The organism is Pseudomonas sp. p1(2021b) (genome assembly GCF_020151015.1).
Lineage (GTDB): Bacteria > Pseudomonadota > Gammaproteobacteria > Pseudomonadales > Pseudomonadaceae > Aquipseudomonas > Aquipseudomonas putida_K.
Map to the genome: position 1 here is coordinate 5,028,997 of NZ_CP083746.1, position 18,282 is coordinate 5,047,278.

15 protein-coding genes are annotated in these 18,282 nt (G+C 64.6%); 6 read left to right on the forward strand and 9 right to left on the reverse strand.

Annotated features, from left to right (window positions below):
- Positions 1–52 precede the first annotated feature (52 nt).
- The gene (locus K8374_RS23360) at positions 53–1,543 is read right to left on the reverse strand and encodes an aldehyde dehydrogenase family protein (RefSeq protein WP_318010855.1); all 1,491 of its coding nucleotides are present in this window, start codon (positions 1,541–1,543) and stop codon (positions 53–55) included.
- A gap of 136 nt (positions 1,544–1,679) precedes the next feature.
- On the opposite strand from K8374_RS23360, the gene K8374_RS23365 reads away from it, so the two are divergent.
- A complete protein-coding gene (locus tag K8374_RS23365) occupies positions 1,680–2,570 on the forward strand; it encodes a LysR family transcriptional regulator (protein ID WP_224457396.1) in 891 nt (296 codons plus the stop codon).
- Positions 2,571–2,747: 177 nt separating this feature from the next.
- Positions 2,748–4,133 carry a VOC family protein gene (locus tag K8374_RS23370; protein ID WP_224457397.1) on the forward strand — a complete coding sequence of 462 codons (1,386 nt, stop codon included), beginning with the start codon at positions 2,748–2,750 and terminating at the stop codon, positions 4,131–4,133.
- A gap of 52 nt (positions 4,134–4,185) precedes the next feature.
- On the opposite strand, the gene K8374_RS23375 is transcribed toward K8374_RS23370, so the two are convergent.
- Positions 4,186–5,154 carry a LysR substrate-binding domain-containing protein gene (locus K8374_RS23375; protein ID WP_224457398.1) on the reverse strand — a complete coding sequence of 323 codons (969 nt, stop codon included), beginning with the start codon at positions 5,152–5,154 and terminating at the stop codon, positions 4,186–4,188.
- A gap of 157 nt (positions 5,155–5,311) precedes the next feature.
- Between K8374_RS23375 and K8374_RS23380 the strand changes: the two genes are divergently transcribed.
- Positions 5,312–6,700, forward strand: coding sequence for a NorM family multidrug efflux MATE transporter (locus tag K8374_RS23380; RefSeq protein WP_224457399.1), 1,389 nt, complete (start codon positions 5,312–5,314; stop codon positions 6,698–6,700).
- 96 nt (positions 6,701–6,796) lie between these two features.
- Here the strand turns inward: K8374_RS23380 and K8374_RS23385 are convergent, their stop codons facing one another.
- The gene (locus K8374_RS23385) at positions 6,797–8,461 is read right to left on the reverse strand and encodes a putative bifunctional diguanylate cyclase/phosphodiesterase (RefSeq protein ID WP_224457400.1); all 1,665 of its coding nucleotides are present in this window, start codon (positions 8,459–8,461) and stop codon (positions 6,797–6,799) included.
- A gap of 251 nt (positions 8,462–8,712) precedes the next feature.
- Here K8374_RS23385 and rep point away from each other — a divergent pair, with 251 nt between their 5' ends.
- The gene (gene rep, locus K8374_RS23390) at positions 8,713–10,722 is read left to right on the forward strand and encodes a DNA helicase Rep (RefSeq protein ID WP_224457401.1); all 2,010 of its coding nucleotides are present in this window, start codon (positions 8,713–8,715) and stop codon (positions 10,720–10,722) included.
- A 72-nt stretch (positions 10,723–10,794) separates the two neighbouring features.
- Positions 10,795–11,367: a xanthine phosphoribosyltransferase gene (gene xpt, locus K8374_RS23395; RefSeq protein ID WP_084855360.1), complete on the forward strand. Its 573-nt coding sequence runs from the start codon at positions 10,795–10,797 to the stop codon at positions 11,365–11,367.
- A 120-nt stretch (positions 11,368–11,487) separates the two neighbouring features.
- Here the strand turns inward: xpt and K8374_RS23400 are convergent, their stop codons facing one another.
- The 5 genes from K8374_RS23400 to dadA form a co-directional block, all read right to left on the reverse strand.
- Positions 11,488–13,347: an acetyl-CoA hydrolase/transferase C-terminal domain-containing protein gene (locus K8374_RS23400; RefSeq protein WP_224457402.1), complete on the reverse strand. Its 1,860-nt coding sequence runs from the start codon at positions 13,345–13,347 to the stop codon at positions 11,488–11,490.
- 227 nt (positions 13,348–13,574) lie between these two features.
- Complete coding sequence (locus K8374_RS23405) at positions 13,575–13,979, reverse strand: c-type cytochrome (protein WP_224459389.1); 405 nt, start codon at positions 13,977–13,979, stop codon at positions 13,575–13,577.
- Between the two features lie 154 nt (positions 13,980–14,133).
- Positions 14,134–14,682 carry a cupin domain-containing protein gene (locus K8374_RS23410; protein WP_084855358.1) on the reverse strand — a complete coding sequence of 183 codons (549 nt, stop codon included), beginning with the start codon at positions 14,680–14,682 and terminating at the stop codon, positions 14,134–14,136.
- Positions 14,683–14,792: 110 nt separating this feature from the next.
- Complete coding sequence (gene alr / locus K8374_RS23415; protein ID WP_224459390.1) at positions 14,793–15,866, reverse strand: alanine racemase; 1,074 nt, start codon at positions 15,864–15,866, stop codon at positions 14,793–14,795.
- Positions 15,867–15,970: 104 nt separating this feature from the next.
- A complete protein-coding gene (dadA, locus tag K8374_RS23420; RefSeq protein WP_224457403.1) occupies positions 15,971–17,272 on the reverse strand; it encodes a D-amino acid dehydrogenase in 1,302 nt (433 codons plus the stop codon).
- A 154-nt stretch (positions 17,273–17,426) separates the two neighbouring features.
- Here dadA and K8374_RS23425 point away from each other — a divergent pair, with 154 nt between their 5' ends.
- Complete coding sequence (locus K8374_RS23425; RefSeq protein ID WP_084855355.1) at positions 17,427–17,915, forward strand: Lrp/AsnC ligand binding domain-containing protein; 489 nt, start codon at positions 17,427–17,429, stop codon at positions 17,913–17,915.
- Positions 17,916–17,918: 3 nt separating this feature from the next.
- On the opposite strand, the gene K8374_RS23430 is transcribed toward K8374_RS23425, so the two are convergent.
- On the reverse strand, positions 17,919–18,272 hold the full coding sequence (locus K8374_RS23430) for a YkgJ family cysteine cluster protein (protein WP_224457404.1): 354 nt from the start codon (positions 18,270–18,272) through the stop codon (positions 17,919–17,921).
- Positions 18,273–18,282 lie beyond the last annotated feature (10 nt).

Genomic DNA, 18,282 nt, shown 5'->3' on the forward strand with positions numbered 1-18,282 from the left:
GGGTTTACCCGCGAACCGGGGGCACCGCCCCCGGCCATGCAGCATCAATACATCAGTCGAACACGATCCCCTGCGCCAGCGGCAGCTCGCGCGAGTAGTTCACGGTGTTGGTCTGCCGACGCATGTAGCCTTTCCAGGCATCCGAGCCGGACTCACGGCCACCGCCGGTTTCCTTCTCGCCGCCGAAGGCGCCACCGATCTCCGCACCGCTGGTGCCGATGTTGACGTTGGCGATGCCGCAGTCGCTGCCCGAAGCGCTCTGGAAGCGTTCAGCCTCGCGGATGTCGGTGGTGAAGATGCACGAGGACAGGCCTTGCGGCACTTCGTTGTTCAGGCGCAGGGCCTCTTCGAAGTCGTCATAGGCCAGCACGTAGAGGATCGGGGCGAAGGTCTCGTGGCGCACCACGTCGCTCTGGCCCGGCATCTCGGCGATGGCCGGCGAAACGTAGTAGGCGTTCGGGTATTCGCTGGCCAGCTGGCGCTCGCCGCCGAACACCTGCCCGCCTTCGTCGCGAGCCTTGGCCAGCGCACCTTGCATGGCGTCGAAGGACTGCTTGTCGATCAGCGGGCCGACCAGGTTGTCCTTGCGTGGGTCACCGATGCGTACCTTGCCGTAGGCGGCTTTGACACGGGCAACCACCTCATCCTTGATGGAGCGGTGCACGATCAGGCGACGAAGGGTGGTGCAGCGTTGGCCGGCGGTACCGACCGCAGCGAACAGGATGCCGCGCACGGCCAGGTCGAGGTCGGCGCTCGGGGCCAGAATCATGGCGTTGTTGCCACCCAGCTCGAGGATGCTGCGCCCGAAACGCGCCGCGACGCGCGGGCCGACTTCGCGCCCCATGCGGGTGCTGCCGGTGGCGCTCACCAGCGGTACGCGTGGGTCGTCCACCAGGGCTTCGCCGGCTTCACGGCCACCGATCACCAATTGGCTCAGGCCTTCAGGTGCATCGCCAAAGGCTTTCAGGGCTTTTTCGAACAGCGCCTGGCAAGCCAGGGCGGTCAATGGAGTCTTTTCGGACGGTTTCCACACCACGGCGTTGCCGCACACCAGCGCCAACGCGGTGTTCCAGGCCCAGACCGCAACCGGGAAGTTGAAGGCGCTGATCACACCAACCACGCCCAGCGGGTGCCAGGACTCACGCATGTGGTGGCCCGGGCGCTCGGAAGCGATGGTCAGGCCGTACAGCTGGCGCGACAGGCCGACGGCGAAGTCGCAGATGTCGATCATCTCCTGGACTTCGCCCAGGCCTTCCTGGGTGATCTTGCCGGCCTCGATGGACACCAGCTCGCCCAGTTCGGCCTTGTGCGCACGCAGCACCTCACCGAACAGACGCACCAGTTCACCGCGACGCGGGGCCGGCACGCTGCGCCAGGCCTCGAAGGCTTTTTGCGCCTGGTCGATGCGCGCGGTGGTCTCAGCCTTGCCGAGCAGTTTCACCGAGGCGATCTGGCTGCCGTCGATCGGCGTGTGAACAGGGTAGTCACCCTGGGTGTAAGCCTCGGCGGCAACGCCAAGGCGCTCGAGCAATCCAGCGACCATGTGCTTCTCCTACAGAAGGTGGAGGGTTGAAAACCTGATGTGGATCAGTATTAATCCGATGACACTGGCGCAACAAACGACCTTTATTCCGCATATCATTCCGCCAGGTAATGACCAACCCGCCGTAGAGACCGCTATGTCCAAACGCCTGGTGCCATCGATGACTGCCCTGCAGTGCTTCGAGGCCGCTGCCCGTCACCTGAGCTTCACCCGTGCCGCCGAGGAACTGCACCTGACCCAGAGCGCGGTCAGCAAGCAGGTGGCGCAGCTCGAGGAAATGCTCCGTCACCATCTGTTCCTGCGCATCCGCCGGCGCCTGCAACTGACGCCTGCAGGCTCACTGTACCTGGCCGAGGTCAACAAGATTCTCACCCAGGTGGACATGTCCAGCCGCTACGTACTGACCTACGGCGAGCAGACCGAAGTCTTGAAGGTAGCCACCCAGCCGAGTTTCGGCGTGCGCTGGTTGATCCCGCACTTGAAAGGGTTCGGCAAGCGCCACCCCAACATCCACCTCGACATCCGCAACGAGATGGAGCCTTTCTCCCTGCTCCAAGGCTCGGCCGACGCGGTGTTCTTCTATGGCCAGGGCACCTGGCCGGGCGCCACCTGCGTAGAGCTGTTCGGCGAGGAAGTGGTGCCGGTGTGTGCCCCAGAGCTGTTGCAGGGGCGGACCTTGCACGATGCCAGCGAACTGGCCGAACTGGTGCTGCTGCAAAGTACCTCGCGACCCGAGGCCTGGCATGAATGGTTCCTGGAGCAGCGCTTGCACACCGACGACAGCTACCACGGGCCGCGCTTCGACACCTTCTACATGGCGCTGAGCGCAGCCCAGGCCGGTTGTGGCGTGGCCCTGGTGCCGCGCTACCTGGTGAGCAAGGAGCTGGCCGAGGGCAGCCTGGTGGTGGCCTGGGACTATGCGATGAAGAGCCCCGGGGCCCATTACCTGGCCTTTGCCGAACATGCGGCGGAGGTGCCGAAGGTGCGGGCATTGGTGGAGTGGGTTCGGGAGCAATTGCAGGGCTGACTGTTATCGGGCCCGCTTTGCGGGCCGTCGCGGGGCAAGCCCGCTCCTACAGGGATGGCGCAACACTCGCGATCATCAATCGCAAAAGGAATGATACCTGCACTTTTTTTCGCTTGTGGGTGAGGTGCATTCCCCGCTTTCATGTACGGGTATCCACTCACCTCCAGGAAGCTAGCGATGCCCGCCCATGATTTCGTCAGCCCCGACAGCATCCGTGCGCAGTTCTCTGCCGCCATGTCGCTCATGTACAAACAGGAAGTGCCCCTGTACGGCACGCTGCTGGAGCTGGTGAGCGAAATCAACCAGCAGGTGATGACCCAGCAGCCCACGGTCGCCGAGGCCCTGCGCTGGACCGGTGAGATCGAGCGCCTCGACCAGGAGCGCCATGGCGCCATCCGTGTCGGCACCGCCGAGGAGCTGGCGACCATCGCCCGGCTGTTCGCGGTCATGGGCATGGAGCCGGTGGGCTACTACGACCTGAGCTCAGCCGGCGTGCCGGTGCATTCCACCGCCTTCCGCGCCGTGCATGAACAGTCGCTGCACATCAGCCCGTTCCGCGTGTTCACTTCCCTGCTGCGCCTGGAGCTGATCGACAACCCGCAACTGCGCGAGCTGGCCCAGGGCATCCTGGCCAAGCGCAAGATCTTCACCCCACGGGCCCTTGAACTGATCGCCCAATGCGAGCGCGACGGTGGCCTGGGCGCTGCCGATGCCGAGGCCTTCGTCCAGGAAGCACTGCACACCTTCCGCTGGCACCAGGACGCCACGGTGACCGCCGAGCAATATCAGCAGTTGCACGATCAGCATCGCCTGATCGCCGATGTGGTGGCCTTCAAAGGCCCGCACATCAACCACCTGACCCCGCGCACCCTGGACATCGACGCCATCCAGCTGGGCATGCCGGCCAAGGGCATCCCGCCCAAGGCGGTGGTCGAAGGCCCGCCCACCCGCCGTCACCCGATCCTGCTGCGCCAGACCAGTTTCAAAGCCCTGCAAGAAAAGGTCGCCTTCAGCGACGCGCAAGGCAGCCATACGGCACGCTTCGGCGAGATCGAACAGCGTGGCGCGGCGCTGACGCCCAAGGGGCGTCAGCTCTATGACCGCCTGCTCGACGCCACCCGCGCCGCCCTGGGCGGCGTGCCGGCCGAGGCCAATGCCGAACGCTATATGGCGCTGCTGGCCGAGCACTTCGCCGAGTTTCCCGATGACCTGGCGCAGATGCGCGAGCAAGGGCTGGCGTACTTCCGTTACTTCGCGACCGAAAAGGGCTTGGCCGAGCGTGATCAGCAGGGCCGTCCAACCACCTTGCAGGGCTTGATCGACGCCGGCCATGTGCACTTCGAGGCGTTGGTGTACGAAGATTTCTTGCCGGTGAGCGCAGCGGGGATCTTCCAGTCCAACCTGGGCGACGATACCCAGGCCGACTATGGCAGCAATGCCAACCGCGCTGCCTTCGAAGCAGCGCTGCAGATGAAGGTGCAGGATGAGCTGGCCTTGTATGCCCAGAGCGAGCAGCGGTCGCTGCAGGCCTGTGCCCAGGCGCTGAACCTGGGCGCTTTGTAAGGCTTCAGGTCGCGATCGCGGGACAAGCCCGCTCCCACAGGTTCGGCACTGTTCACGAGAACTGTACGCTTGCTGTGGGAGCGGGCTTGTCCCGCGATTGGCCCTCGAGAATGCGCACATCCGGCAGGTTCATCGCCGCAGCCTCTTCCTGCAGGAATGCACTCAACCGGCGCAACCGCTCTCCCCCAGGCCGTGTGCGTGGCCACACCAGGTAGTAATCCATGCCACTGGGCACAGCCGTCGGCCACGGCAGGCTCAACCGCCCCTGGGCGACATCCTCGGCAACCATCAGCAAATCGCCCATGGAGATGCCATAGCCACGTGCCGCCGCGATCATGCCCAGCTCCAGGGTATCGAACACCTGCCCACCCTTGAGCGAGACCTTGTCGGCAAGCCCCATGCGCGCCAGCCAGGCACGCCAGTCGCGCTTATCGGGCGTGGGATGCAGCAGCTCGATACCCGCCAGGCGCCGTTCGTCCCAGGGCCCGTCCTTGAGCAGGTCGGGCGCCCCCACCGGAATCAACAACTCTGAAAACAGCCGCCGTACTTCCCAGTCGGCCGGAAACACCCCGTCGCTGAGCAGCACCGCGCAATCGAAGGGCTCCTGGTTGAAGTCCACGTGGTCCACATCCATCCAGGCACTGGTCAGCTGCACTTCGTTGCCCGGCTGCTGGTGGCGGAACTGGCTCAGGCGCGCCAACAGCCAACGCATGGTCAGGGTCGAAGGGGCCTTCATGCGCAGGATGTCGTCCTCGCCGCGCAAGGTATCGCAGGCCCGCTCCAGCGCGCTGAAGCCATCGCGTACACCTGGCAGCAGTACCCGCGCCGCCTCGGTGAGCTGCAGGCTGCGCCCGTTGCGCACGAACAGGCGGCAGGCGAAGTGCTCCTCCAGGGTACGGATGTGCCGGCTGACCGCACTCTGGGTAATGGACAGCTCCTCGCCGGCCCGGGTGAACGAGCTCAGCCGGGCAGCGGCTTCGAATGCGCGCAACGCATACAGCGGGGGAAGCTGACGGGACATTTCGCACCTGCCCTGCGGGAACATCAATGGAATGAAATGGATCATACATACATGAGTTCAACTCATGCCAACGATCGCTTTTATCCTTTTGTGCAAAGTTGACCGAAGCCTCAGAATCGACGCCTCGCTCAACAGGCCCCGGAAAAAGGACACCTCCATGCACGTCGCGCCCACCACCGAACTCAAGGCTCTGCTGCGCCTGGCCGGCCCGCTGATCGCCTCGCAGTTGGCGCACATGCTGATGGTGCTGACCGACACCCTGATGATGGCCCGCATCAGCCCCCAGGCCCTGGCCGGTGGCGGCCTGGGCGCGGCCAGCTATTCGTTCGTGTCGATCTTCTGCCTGGGCGTGATTGCCGCAGTCGGCACATTGGTCGCCATTCGCCAGGGCGCAGGCGATGTGCCCGGCGCGACCCGGCTGGCGCAGAACGGCCTTTGGCTGGCCTGGGGCCTGGCCCTGGTGGCCGGGCTGGTGCTGTGGAACCTGGAGCCGGCCCTACTGCTGTTCGGCCAGAAGCCCGAGAACGTCGCCTCGGCCATGGAATTCCTCACCCTGCTGCCTCTGGCCCTGCCCGGCTACCTGACGTTCATGGCCTTGCGCGGCTTCACCAGCGCCCTGGGCCGTTCGACGCCGGTGATGGTGATCAGCCTGGTGGGCACGGTGCTCAACTACCTGTTCAACCACGCCTTGATCGAAGGCATGTTCGGCCTGCCCAAGCTGGGCCTGATGGGCATCGGCCTGGTCACCGCCGTGGTGTCCATGGGCATGGCCATCGCCCTGGCGCTGTATATCCGCTGGCACAAGGCCTATGCCGACTACCCGCTGCGCAAGGGCCTGTCGCGGCCCTCGCTGCCGGCGCTGCGCGAGCTGTGGCGCCTGGGCCTGCCGATCGGCGGCACCTACATGGTGGAGGTCGGCCTGTTCGCCTTCGCCGCCCTGTGCATGGGTGTGCTGGGCAGCACAGAGCTGGCGGCACATCAGATCGCCCTGCAGATCGTCTCCACGGCGTTCATGGTGCCGACGGGGCTGTCCTATGCCGTGACCATGCGCGTGGGCTTGTACTACGGTGCAGGCAACCTGTTGGCAGCACGCAGTGCCGGGCGGGTGGGGATCGGCTTCGGGGCGATGATCATGTTCGCCTTCGCGGCGCTGTTCTGGCTGCTGCCTGAGGCACTGGTGGCGTTGTTCATCGACCGGAACGACCCGGCCTTCGCGGCGATCTTCCAGCTGGCCGTGAGCCTGTTGATGGTGGCGGCCTGGTTTGAGTTGTTCGATGGCATGCAAACCATCGCCATGGGCTCGATCCGTGGCCTGAAGGACGCTAAGACCACCTTCCTCATCGGCCTGTGCTGCTACTGGCTGGTGGGCGCGCCCAGCGCCTGGCTGTTCACCTTCACCCTCGGTGGTGGTGCGGTGGGCGTGTGGTGGGGCCTGGCATTGGGGCTGGCCTGTGCGGCGGTGGCGCTGACCATCGGCTTCGAGTGGCGGACCCGGCGGTTGCTGGGCAAAGCGCAGAAGGCAGCAGCGGAAGTAGTGTCGGTTTGAGCCTTGGGGCCGCCTTGCGGCCCTTTCCGCTCCTACAGTCAGCACGCGCCGGGAGCGGCCTTGTGCCGCGATGGAGGGCAAAACCCTCCCCTTCAATTACAGGCTCATCACCTGCGGCCCTGTCGCCCGCTGCAGGTAGCTCACCAGCTCATCCACCGGCAACGGCTTGCTGACCAGGAAGCCCTGCACCTGATCACAGCCAAACCCCTGCAGCAACGCCAACTGTTCCTGCGTCTCCACCCCTTCGGCGACCACCTCCAGGTTGAGGTTGTGCGCCAGGTTGATCATCGCATGTACCAGCTTGCGGTTCTCCTCGCGCAGCTCCATACCGGCGACGAAGCTGCGATCGACCTTGAGCAAGGTGATCGGCAGGCTGTTCAGGTGCACGAATGATGAAAAGCCCGTGCCGAAGTCATCCAGCGAGAACCGAACCCCCAGGCGCCCCAGGGCATCCATGGTCTGCTGTACCAACTCGTTGCGGCGCATCACCGCGGTTTCGGTGAGTTCGAATTCCAGCCAACGTGCGTCGACGCCATGCTCGATGATCAGGCGGCTCAAGGTGGCCAGCAGCTGGCTGTCCTGGAACTGGCGGAAGCTCAGGTTCACCGCCATGTGCAGCGGCGCCAGGCCGCCTTCGCTCAGGGCCTGCATATCGCGCAGGGCGCGGGAAATCACCCAGTAGCCCAGCGGCACAATCAGGCCGCTCTGTTCGGCCAGGGGCACGAATTCGCTCGGTGGCAACAGCCCGCGCTCGGCGTGGCGCCAGCGCACCAGGGCCTCGAGCCCGACGATACGCCCATCGGCGAGGCTCAACCGTGGCTGGTAATGCAGCTCCAGCTCGTCGCGGCGCAGCGCCCGGCGCAGTTCGCCTTCCAGGTCAGCGAGGCTGCGGGCGTTGCGGTTGATCCGTTCGTTGAACACATGGAAGGTGCAGCCCTGGCTGCCCTTGGCCTGGCGCATGGCGATGTGGGCATGCCACATCAGCGGGTCGGCGCCGGCCTGGGCACGGGCATGGGCCACGCCCAGGCTGCAACCGAGCAGCAGGCTCTCGCCATCTATCCAGTAGGGCTCGGCCAAGGCCTCGACGATGCGTTCGGCCACCGACTCGGCACGGCCGGCATCGCGCCGGGTATCGATCAGCAGGGCGAACTCGTCGCTGCCCAGGCGCGCCAACTGGTCACCGGCTTCCAGCTGCTGCTTCAGGCGTGCCACCACCTGCAGGATCAGCCGGTCGCCCCCCTGGTGGCCAAGGGCATCGTTGACATGGCGGAAGTTGTCCAGGTCCAGATGGCCAAGGGCGACGCCGCGGCCTTCGTTCTGCGCCAGGCGCGCGACCAGCAGGGCCTGGAAGCCCTGGCGATTGGCGATGCCGGTCAGTGGGTCCTGCTCGGCCAAGCGCTGAAGCGTTGCCACCAGCACACCCCGCTCGCGCACGTGGCGCAGGGAACGGCGCAAGGCATCGCTGTTCAACTGCCCGCGCACCAGCCAGTCGCTCACCGCCGCTGGCGGCGTCTCGGGCTCATCGTCGAGCAGCAGGATGGTCGGCAGCTCGCAGCGGCCCGGGGCCGGCTGCAGGGCTGGCGTCGCCAGCACCACAGCGTGGCGGTCATGGGTGAACAGGCTGTCGACCGACTCCCAGTTCGGTGCGGTCAGCAATACCGCACTGCCCGCCAACGGCTGCAAGCACTCGCGCAGCAGGGCGGCCCATTCCGGCTCATCGGCCAACAGCAGCAAACGCAACGGTTCGACAGGCGTGGACAAGCGGGCTCCTCAGGCTTGGACGGTAGAACGGCGAGCGCAGGCATCCCCACCTCATGAGTGAAAATGATTTTTACTCCAGGTGCCATTCCTTGGCCAGCATCCCGACGCATTATGTCGTGCATCCTGCGCGAAACCGACGAAAGCGGCAAATCTGATTCATGCACTGCGTCACACTGTCAGACGGTCGCGCCACAACCGCCCCATGCCTGCTAGAATGCGCGGCTATTTTCTGGTGACCCCCGGTTTCTAGCATGTCCCGACTCAATCCCCGGCAACAGGAAGCCTGTGACTACGTCGGCGGCCCTCTATTGGTGCTCGCCGGTGCAGGCTCCGGCAAGACCAGCGTGATCACACGCAAGATCGCCCACCTCATCCAGAACTGCGGCATCCGTGCCCAGTACATCGTGGCCATGACCTTCACCAACAAGGCGGCGCGCGAGATGAAGGAGCGGGTCGGCACCCTGCTGCGTCCCGGCGAAGGCCGCGGCCTGACCGTGTGCACCTTCCACAACCTGGGCCTGAACATCATCCGCAAGGAGCACGAACGCCTGGGCTACAAACCTGGCTTCTCGATCTTCGACGAAACCGACATCAAGGCATTGCTGTCGGACATCATGCAGAAGGAATACTCCGGCGACGACGGCATCGACGAGATCAAGAACATGATCGGTGCCTGGAAGAACGACCTGATCCTGCCGGCCGAGGCCCTGGAAAAGGCGCGCAACCCGCGCGAGCAGACCGCCGCCATCGTCTACACCCATTACCAGCGCACGCTCAAGGCGTACAACGCGGTGGACTTCGACGACCTCATCCTGCTGCCGGTGAAGCTGTTCGAGGAACACAAGGATGTCCTGGAGCGCTGGCAGAACCGCGTGCGCTACCTGCTGGTGGACGAATACCAGGACACCAACGCCAGCCAGTACCTGCTGGTGAAGATGCTGATCGGCATGCGCAACCAGTTCACCGTGGTGGGCGACGACGACCAGTCGATCTATGCCTGGCGCGGCGCCCGCCCGGAAAACCTCATGCTGCTCAAGGAGGACTACCCCTCCTTGAAGGTGGTGATGCTGGAGCAGAACTACCGCTCCACCAGCCGCATCCTGCGCTGCGCCAACGTGCTGATCGCCAACAACCCCCACGCTTTCGAGAAGCAGCTGTGGAGCGAGATGGGCGTGGGTGACGAGATCCGCGTGATCCGCTGCAAGAACGAGGAAGCCGAGGCCGAGCGCGTGGCCATGGAGATCCTCACCCTGCACCTGCGCACCGACCGGCCCTACAGCGACTTCGCGATCCTCTACCGGGGCAACTACCAGGCCAAGCTGATCGAACTCAAGCTCCAGCACCACCAGGTGCCCTACCGCCTTTCCGGCGGCAACAGCTTCTTCGGGCGCCAGGAAGTCAAGGACCTCATGGCCTACCTGCGCCTGCTGGTCAACCCGGACGACGACAACGCCTACCTGCGCGTGATCAACGTGCCGCGCCGGGAGATCGGCTCCACGACCCTGGAAAAGCTCGGCAACTATGCCACCGAGCGTGGCGTGTCGATGTATGCCGCCAGCGAGGAGCTGGGCCTGGGCGAGCACCTCGATGCCCGCTATACCGAGCGCCTGCAGCGCTTCAAGCATTGGCTCGACGGGGTGCGCCAGCGCGTGGCCCTGGAAGACCCGATCGCCGCCCTGCACGACATGGTCCGCGACATCGACTACGAGAACTGGATCCGCCAGAACACCGCCAGCGACAAAGCCGCAGAGTTTCGTATCAGCAACGTCTGGTTCCTGATCGATGCCCTGAAGAACACCCTCGAGAAGGACGAAGAGGGTGATATGACCATCGAGGACGCCATCGGCAAGCTGGTGCTGCGCGACATGCTCGAGCGCCAGCAGGAAGAGGAAGAAAACGCCGAAGGCGTGCAGATGATGACCCTGCACGCCTCCAAGGGCCTGGAGTTCCCTTACGTGTTCATCATGGGTATGGAGGAGGAAATCCTCCCGCACCGCTCCAGCATCGAGGCCGACACCATCGAGGAAGAGCGGCGCCTGGCCTACGTGGGCATTACCCGCGCGCGCCAGACCCTGGCGTTCACCTTCGCCGCCAAGCGCAAGCAGTACGGCGAAATCATCGACTGCACGCCCAGCCGGTTCCTCGACGAACTGCCGCCGGACGACCTGGCCTGGGAAGGCCTGGACGATGCGCCAGTCGAGGTGAAGGCCGCTCGCGGCAACAACGCACTGGCCGACATCCGGGCAATGCTCAAACGCTGACCAACCCTTACTCTTTAAACCTTTGTCGCGGCCCTGGCTGCGGCCACCTTTGCTACATCGAGGAATACCACAGTGGAAGCACTGCAGCAGAAGATTCGCGAAGAAGGCATCGTGCTTTCCGACCAGGTTCTCAAAGTCGACGCGTTTCTCAACCATCAGATCGACCCGGCGCTGATGCAGCTGATCGGTGACGAGTTCGCCCGCCTGTTCGCCGATTCGGGCGTGACCAAGATCGTCACCATCGAAGCGTCCGGTATCGCCCCGGCGGTAATGACCGGCCTGAAACTGGGCGTGCCGGTGATCTTCGCCCGCAAGCACCAGTCGCTGACCTTGACCGAGAACCTGCTGACCGCCTCGGTGTACTCCTTCACCAAGCAGACCGAGAACACCGTGGCCATCTCGCCACGCCACCTCAACAGCAGCGACCGCGTGCTGGTGATCGACGACTTCCTGGCCAATGGCAAAGCCTCGCAGGCGCTGATCTCGATCATCAAGCAGGCCGGTGCTACCGTTGCGGGCCTGGGCATCGTGATCGAGAAATCGTTCCAGGGCGGCCGTGCCGAACTGGATCGCCAGGGCTATCGCGTCGAGTCGCTAGCCCGGGTGAAGTCGCTGGAAGGTGGCGTGGTCACGTTCATCGAGTGATGACCCTAGGGGCCGCTGTGCGGCCCTTTCGCGGCACAAGGCCGCTCCTACAGAAGATCGCGCTCCCTGTAGGAGCGGCCTTGTGCCGCGAAAGGGCTGCACAGCAGCCCCGGCCATTCATCAGGTTGCCGCTAACCCCGCCAGCAACAGCCGCTGATACAGCTCTTCCTTGAGCCCCTGCGGCAGCTCCAGCCCCATCCGCGCCAAGTGCGCCGGATACGCCTCGGGCGCGGGCGCGTCCAGCGCCGCCTTGCCCAGCTCCAGCACCTCGCTCAGCTTGAACTTGCTCTTGAGCCAGTTCAGCGCGCGTAGCAAATCCCGCTCTTCGGCCGTGAAGTCGCACCCCAGCGGATACTCCGGGAACAACCGCCCATGTTGCTCGCGGATCGCCTCCAGGCGCTCGGGCGTGTTATCGGTGAAGCGGGCATCCAGCTGGAAGTCTTTCGGCAGCTTGCCCGCTGCCTTGGCCTGCTCCATCAATTGCGGCTGGAAGCGCGAATCGCTGATCGCCAGCAACCTGGCGATCACCTCGCTGTCGGTCTGCCCGCGTAGGTCGGCGATGCCGTACTCGGTCACCACGATGTCGCGCAGATGCCGAGGGATGGTGCAATGGCCGTAGCTCCAGAACAGATTGGAAGTGACCTCGCCCCCTGCCTCACGCCAGCTGCGCAGCAGCAGGATCGAGCGCCCGCCTTCCAGGGCATGGCCCTGGGCGACGAAGTTGTATTGCCCGCCCACGCCACTGAGCACCCGCCCGTCCTCGAGCTGGTCGGCCACGCCAGCACCCAGCAAGGTCATGCCGAACACCGTGTTGACGAAGCGGGCATCACGGCGCTGGCGGCGCTTGAGCGCTTCTTGGCCATACAGCTCGTTGATGAAGCCGATGCCGGTCATGGCGAAGCGCCTACGTTGCTCGAGGGGCATTTCCCGCAAGCGCTGGTAGAACGCCTGCGGGCCCAGGAAGAACCCGCCGTGGACCAGGACCCCGCGCTCATCGGCCGGGCGCCGGATCACCCCTGCGTCAGCCAGGGCCAGCAAGCCGTTGACGAACATCTCGCTGCAGCCGTACAGCCCTTGGGCGAAGGCATCCAGGCCTCCTTCCCGGTCGATCAGGGCCTGCCATGGAGCGATGTCCAACGCCCCAAGCACCGCACGATAACCGGCGTTGTCCCCCTGGCGGGCCAGCAGCGCGGCAGCCACCGCATCACCCATGGCGCCGATGCCGATCTGCAGGGTGCCGCCGTCGCGCACCAAGGCACTGGCATGCAGGCCGATGCAGTGGTCCTGGGTCGATACCGGCATGTTCGGCGTGGAGAACAACCGGCGCCGCTCCGGCTCTTCGATCAACAGGTCGAAATCACCCTCGCCCAGTTCGGCATCGCCAGGCATGTAGGGCAGCTCGGTGTGCGCCTGGCCGAGCAGCAGGATGGTTTCGCCCGCAGCGCGGCGGCGGGCCAGCATCGGCAGCAGGTCGAGGGTGATGTCCGGGTTGCAGGCCAGGCTGAGCTTGCCGGGGCGCTCGGGCGTGGTGGCCACCAGTTGGGCGACCAGGTTCAAACCCTTGGCGTTGATGTCGCGCGCCGCATGGCTGTAGTTGCTGCTGACATAATCCTGCTGTGCCGCTTCGCTGTGCAGCAGGCTGCCCGGCTGCAGGAAGAACTGCTCGATGCGGATGTTCGCAGGCAGGGTGTCGTTGCGCAGGTCGGCAAGGTAGTCGAGCTCTTCGTAGTCGGCGAAGACCCGCTCGATGAACGGCTCCAGGAAGCGCCGCTGCAGCCCATCGCCCAGCGGCGGGCGGCCCAAGCTCAGGGCGGTGTAGATCGTCAGTTGGCGCTCGGGCAGCTCGCGCATCCGGGCGTACAGAGCGTTGACGAAGGCATTGGGTTTGCCCAGGCCCAGGGGCAGGCCCATGTGGATATGGGCAGGCAGGCGGGCGAGGACCTGTTCTACCGCCTGGTCGATGGAAACGCGTTGCGTCATCTGGGCCTCCTGTGAATATCCGTACATGCAGGGATTGGACATGGGCTTTGGACAGGTTGCTGAACATGCCGCCCCAATCGCGGGACAAGCCCGCTCCCACAGGTTTCGCGCCGCTCTGGAGGGTAGCATTGAACCTGTGGGGCTTGTCCCGCGATGGGGCCGGCGAGTCCTAAAATACAAAGCCCGCCATGGAAGGCGGGCTTGCGGGTAAGGAAATCAGGCTGGGTTCAAAGCCCCGACATCTTCTTGATGGCGCCCTTGAGTTCTTCGTCCGAGCAGTCGGCGCAGGTGCCTTTCGGCGGCATGGCGTTGATGCCGGTGATGGCCTTGGCCAGGATGCCGTCGAGGCCGCCCTGGTGGTCCGCGCGTTCCTTCCAAGCGGCGGTGTCGCCGATCTTCGGCGCGCCGAGCAGGCCGCTGCCATGGCAGGCGTTGCAGTGCTTGGCGATGACCTCGTCCGGTGTCTTGGCGCCGCCACCACCCGCGGTGGCAGCCACGGCCATGCCTTTGCATTCCTGGCCCTGGACGCACACCTGGCCGACCGGCTCGAGGCGCTTGGCAAGGTCGTCGTTGGTCGCAGCGGTTGCGCTCATTGCCCAAAGGGCGAATACGGCTGCTGGTACCGCCAGCATCTTCTTGATTTGGTTCACGCGAACACCCTCATGGTGGCTAATCACGCCCGCGGCGACGGATCTGCGAGCGTTTGAAAGTATAGCGGGAACCCAGGGCCCGTGAAACGACCCCACAAGGGAAAGGGATATTGCCGCAACAATGCACTGCGCTGGATCAAAAGTTCGACGGTGTCGCTGCACTGATCAGCCGGGCAGGCTCGTCGAAGGGGTTGCGAAAACGGTGCGGCCGGGTGCTTTCGAAGTAATAGCTGTCGCCTGCTTCGAGGACGAAAGTCTCGGTACCGACCACCAGTTCCAGGCGCCCTTCCAGCAGGATGCCGGTTTCCTCGCCGTCGTGGGTGAGCATTTCCTCACCGGTGTCGGCGCCAGGCGGGTACACCTCATTGAGGAAGGCGATGGCCCGGTTGGGGTGCGACTTGCCCACCAGCTTCATGGTCACCGCACCGTCGGAGATGTCGATCAGCTCGTGGGCCTTGTAGACGATCTGGGTCGGACTTTCGGGGGCGAGCTCGACAGAAAAGAATTCCACCATCGACATGGGAATGCCACTGAGCACCTTGCGCAGGGAGCTGATCGATGGGCTCACGCTGTTCTTCTCGATCATCGAGATGGTGCTGTTGGTAACGCCCGCGCGCTTGGCGAGTTCACGCTGGGACAGGCCCTTGAGCTTGCGGATGGCTTGCAGTCGTTCACCGACGTCCAAAGCTGGAGCCTCCTGAAACGGTCGAGGTGGGAGCAAAGTGTGAACGATATGATGGCGATGCCGTTCAGTATTTACAACACTTTACCCCGCAGCCTGTCCGCTTCGGCCGCTTATTCGCCGATGTAGTCCAGCGGTACGCGCTTGAGGTTACAGAAGATCTGGTACGGGATCATGCCCGCCTGGGCCGCCACCTCGCTGGCCAGCACCTGCTTGCCCCACAGCTCCACCGGGCTGCCGAGGGTCGCCTCGGGCACGTCGGTCAGGTCGATGCAGAGCATGTCCATGGACACCCGCCCGATCAGTTGGCTGCGCTTGCCGGCGACCATCACCGGGGTGCCGGTGGGCGCCTGGCGCGGGTAGCCATCGGCATAGCCCATGGCGACCACGCCGACCCGGGTCGGGCGTGGGGTGATGAACTTGGCGCCGTAGCCCACCGGCTCGCCGGCCGGCAGTTCACGCACGCCGATGACGCGTGATTGCAAGGTCATCACCGGTTGCAGGCGCTCGGCCTGGGGCTGGGAGACTTCGAAGGGCGTGGCACCGTAGAGCATGATACCCGGGCGAACCCAGTCGCTCGGCACCTGAGGCCAACCCAGGACCGCGGGCGAATTGCGCAGGCTGCATTCGGCGGCCAGGCCCTGACGGGCGGCTTCGAACACCGCCACCTGCTGCGACGTGGCGTCCGCGTCCAGTTCATCGGCCCGGGCGAAGTGGCTCATGAGCACGATGCGTGCGACCTTGCCGCTGGCCAGCAGGCGCTGGTAGGCCTCCTGGTAGTCCTTCGGGTGCAGGCCAACACGATGCATGCCGGTGTCCATCTTCAGCCAGACGGTCAGTGGCTTGTGGACGGTTGTCTGCTCGATCGCTTCCAGCTGCCACAGCGACTGCACCACGCACCACAGGTCGTGCTCGGCGATCAGCGCCAGCTCGCTGGCTTCGAAGAAACCTTCTAGCAGCAGCACCGGCGCCTTGATCCCGGCGGCACGCAGCTCGAGCGCTTCCTCGATGCAGGCCACCGCAAAGCCGTCGGCTTCGGTTTCCAGGGCCAGGGCACAACGCACTGCGCCATGCCCGTAGGCATCGGCCTTGATCACGGCCAGGGCCTTGGCACCGGCCAGTTCACGGGCCAGGCGATAGTTGTGGCGAAGGGCTTGGAGGTCGATGAGGGCACGGGCGGGACGCATGGCGGCAGCCTTATGGTGGTTCAGGTTGAAGTCGGTGTTGCCCATCGCCGGCAAACCGGCAACCACACAGGGTTGCCGGCGATAGGGCCGGTGAAGCAGGCCAATTACTGATGCACAGGCTCAGCCTGGCCGTGCTTGGCCACTTCCCGGTTATTGCCGTAACGGGAAATGTCGAGGCCTTCGGCACTGATCTGCGGCTTCTTGCGCGCGATCAGGTCGGCCAGCAGGCGACCGGAGCCACAGGCCATGGTCCAGCCCAAGGTACCGTGACCGGTGTTCAGGAACAGGTTGCGGTACGGGGTGGCGCCCACGATCGGGGTGCCGTCCGGGGTCGCCGGGCGCAGACCAGTCCAGAAACTGGCCTGGCTCAGGTCGCCGCCGCGAGGATAGAGATCATTGACGATCATCTCCAGCGTTTCGCGCCGGCGCGGGTTCAGCGAAAGGTCGAAGCCGGCGATCTCGGCCATGCCGCCCACGCGGATTCGGTTGTCGAACCGGGTGATGGCGACCTTGTAGGTTTCATCCAGAATGGTCGAGGTCGGCGCCATGTCGGCATTGGTGATCGGCACCGTCAGCGAATAGCCCTTGAGCGGGTACACCGGCGCCTTGATGCCCAGCGGCTTGAGCATCTGCGGCGAGTAGCTGCCCAGGGCCAGCACGTAGCGGTCGGCGGTTTCCAGCTTGCCGTCGATCCATACACCGTTGATGCGGTCACCAGCGAAATCCAGGCGCTGGATGTTCTGCTCGAAGCGGAATTCCACGCCCAGCTTGACCGCCATTTCGGCCAGTTTGGTGGTGAACAGCTGGCAGTCGCCGGTCTGGTCGTTGGGCAGGCGCAGGGCACCGGCCAGGATGTTCTTCACCCCGGCCAGGGCAGGTTCGACGCGGGCGATGCCATCGCGGTCGAGCAGCTCGTAGGGCACGCCGGACTGTTCGAGCACGGCGATATCCTTGGCGGCGGCATCCACCTGCGCCTGGGTACGGAACAGCTGGGTGGTGCCCAGGGAGCGGTTTTCGTAGGCGATACCGGTTTCGGCGCGCAGTTCGTCGAGGCAGTCGCGGCTGTACTCGGACAAACGCACCATGCGCTCCTTGTTCACCGCGTAGCGGTTGGCCGTGCAGTTGCGCAGCATCTGCGCCATCCACAGGTACTGGTCGACGTCGCCGGTAAGCTTGATGGCAAGGGGGGCGTGGCGCTCGAGCAGCCACTTGATAGCCTTCAGCGGCACGCCAGGGGCGGCCCAGGGCGAAGCATAGCCGGGCGAGATCTGGCCGGCGTTGGCGAAGCTGGTTTCCATGGCCACCGCGGGTTGGCGGTCGACCACCGTCACTTCGAAACCTTGCCGGGCCAGATAGTAGGCACTGGCGGTTCCGATCACACCGCTACCAAGTACCAGAACTCGCATTGTTTATCCCTCGCACGCGGTCAACCGCAGACTTTTGTTGAAATGGCTGGATGGGCGCAGTATATGGAGGAATAGCCAGTGCATTTCACTATATAAAAGCCTATATTTGGCGAGAATTCTCGGCAAAATCGCCTTTCACGGAGGGGCATCCCCTATGAGAACCCAGCACCAGAGCAAGCGTGAACTGGACAAGATCGACCGCAATATCCTGCGCATCCTGCAGAACGACGGGCGCATCTCGTTCACCGAACTGGGCGAAAAGGTAGGCCTTTCCACCACGCCGTGCACCGAGCGGGTTCGCCGGCTGGAGCGCGAGGGAATCATCATGGGCTACAACGCCCGGCTCAATCCGCAACACCTCAAGGGCAGCCTGCTGGTGTTCGTCGAGATCAGCCTGGACTACAAGTCCGGCGACACCTTCGAGGAGTTCCGCCGCGCGGTGCTCAAGCTGCCTCACGTACTGGAGTGCCACCTGGTCTCCGGCGACTTCGACTACCTGGTGAAGGCGCGTATTTCGGAAATGGCCTCCTACCGCAAACTGCTTGGCGATATCCTGCTCAAGCTGCCGCATGTGCGCGAGTCCAAGAGCTACATCGTCATGGAAGAGGTGAAGGAAAGCCTCTGCCTGCCGATTCCGGAATAAGGCTCAGACCAGCACCTGACGGGTGCTGGCGATGAACTGATGCACCAGTTGCTCGGCCTCGGGTTCGATCATCTGTTCGGGCCCCCGCCCCCGCGGGCAGGCCAGGCGCGGCGTGGTGCCGAACAGGCGGCAGATCATCGGGCGCTCTTCGTAGACCGTGCAGCCGTTGGGGCCCAGGTGCACACAGTCCAGACGCTCCAGGGCGGCGTCCTGCTCAGCGCGGGACTTGCGCGGCAGGCGGGCCATCTCTTCGGCCGAGGTGGTGACCGGGCCGCAGCAGTCGTGGCAACCGGGTTCGCATTCGAAGGATGGAATCAGTTCGCGCAGGAACTGGATCTTGTGGCGGTTGCAGGACATGGTCGGGTAC

Bases quoted from the DNA above. Each gene is read 5' to 3' on its own strand.
- alr (WP_224459390.1), bottom strand. From the start codon at position 15,866: ATGCGTCCCGCCCGTGCCCTCATCGACCTCCAAGCCCTTCGCCACAAC.
- K8374_RS23405 (WP_224459389.1), bottom strand. From the start codon at position 13,979: ATGCTGGCGGTACCAGCAGCCGTATTCGCCCTTTGGGCAATGAGCGCA.
- K8374_RS23380 (WP_224457399.1), top strand. From the start codon at position 5,312: ATGCACGTCGCGCCCACCACCGAACTCAAGGCTCTGCTGCGCCTGGCC.
- K8374_RS23375 (WP_224457398.1), bottom strand. From the start codon at position 5,154: ATGTCCCGTCAGCTTCCCCCGCTGTATGCGTTGCGCGCATTCGAAGCC.
- rep (WP_224457401.1), top strand. From the start codon at position 8,713: ATGTCCCGACTCAATCCCCGGCAACAGGAAGCCTGTGACTACGTCGGC.
- dadA (WP_224457403.1), bottom strand. From the start codon at position 17,272: ATGCGAGTTCTGGTACTTGGTAGCGGTGTGATCGGAACCGCCAGTGCC.
- K8374_RS23425 (WP_084855355.1), top strand. From the start codon at position 17,427: ATGAGAACCCAGCACCAGAGCAAGCGTGAACTGGACAAGATCGACCGC.
- K8374_RS23370 (WP_224457397.1), top strand. From the start codon at position 2,748: ATGCCCGCCCATGATTTCGTCAGCCCCGACAGCATCCGTGCGCAGTTC.
- K8374_RS23365 (WP_224457396.1), top strand. From the start codon at position 1,680: ATGTCCAAACGCCTGGTGCCATCGATGACTGCCCTGCAGTGCTTCGAG.
- K8374_RS23360 (WP_318010855.1), bottom strand. From the start codon at position 1,543: ATGGTCGCTGGATTGCTCGAGCGCCTTGGCGTTGCCGCCGAGGCTTAC.
- K8374_RS23400 (WP_224457402.1), bottom strand. From the start codon at position 13,347: ATGACGCAACGCGTTTCCATCGACCAGGCGGTAGAACAGGTCCTCGCC.
- K8374_RS23430 (WP_224457404.1), bottom strand. From the start codon at position 18,272: ATGTCCTGCAACCGCCACAAGATCCAGTTCCTGCGCGAACTGATTCCA.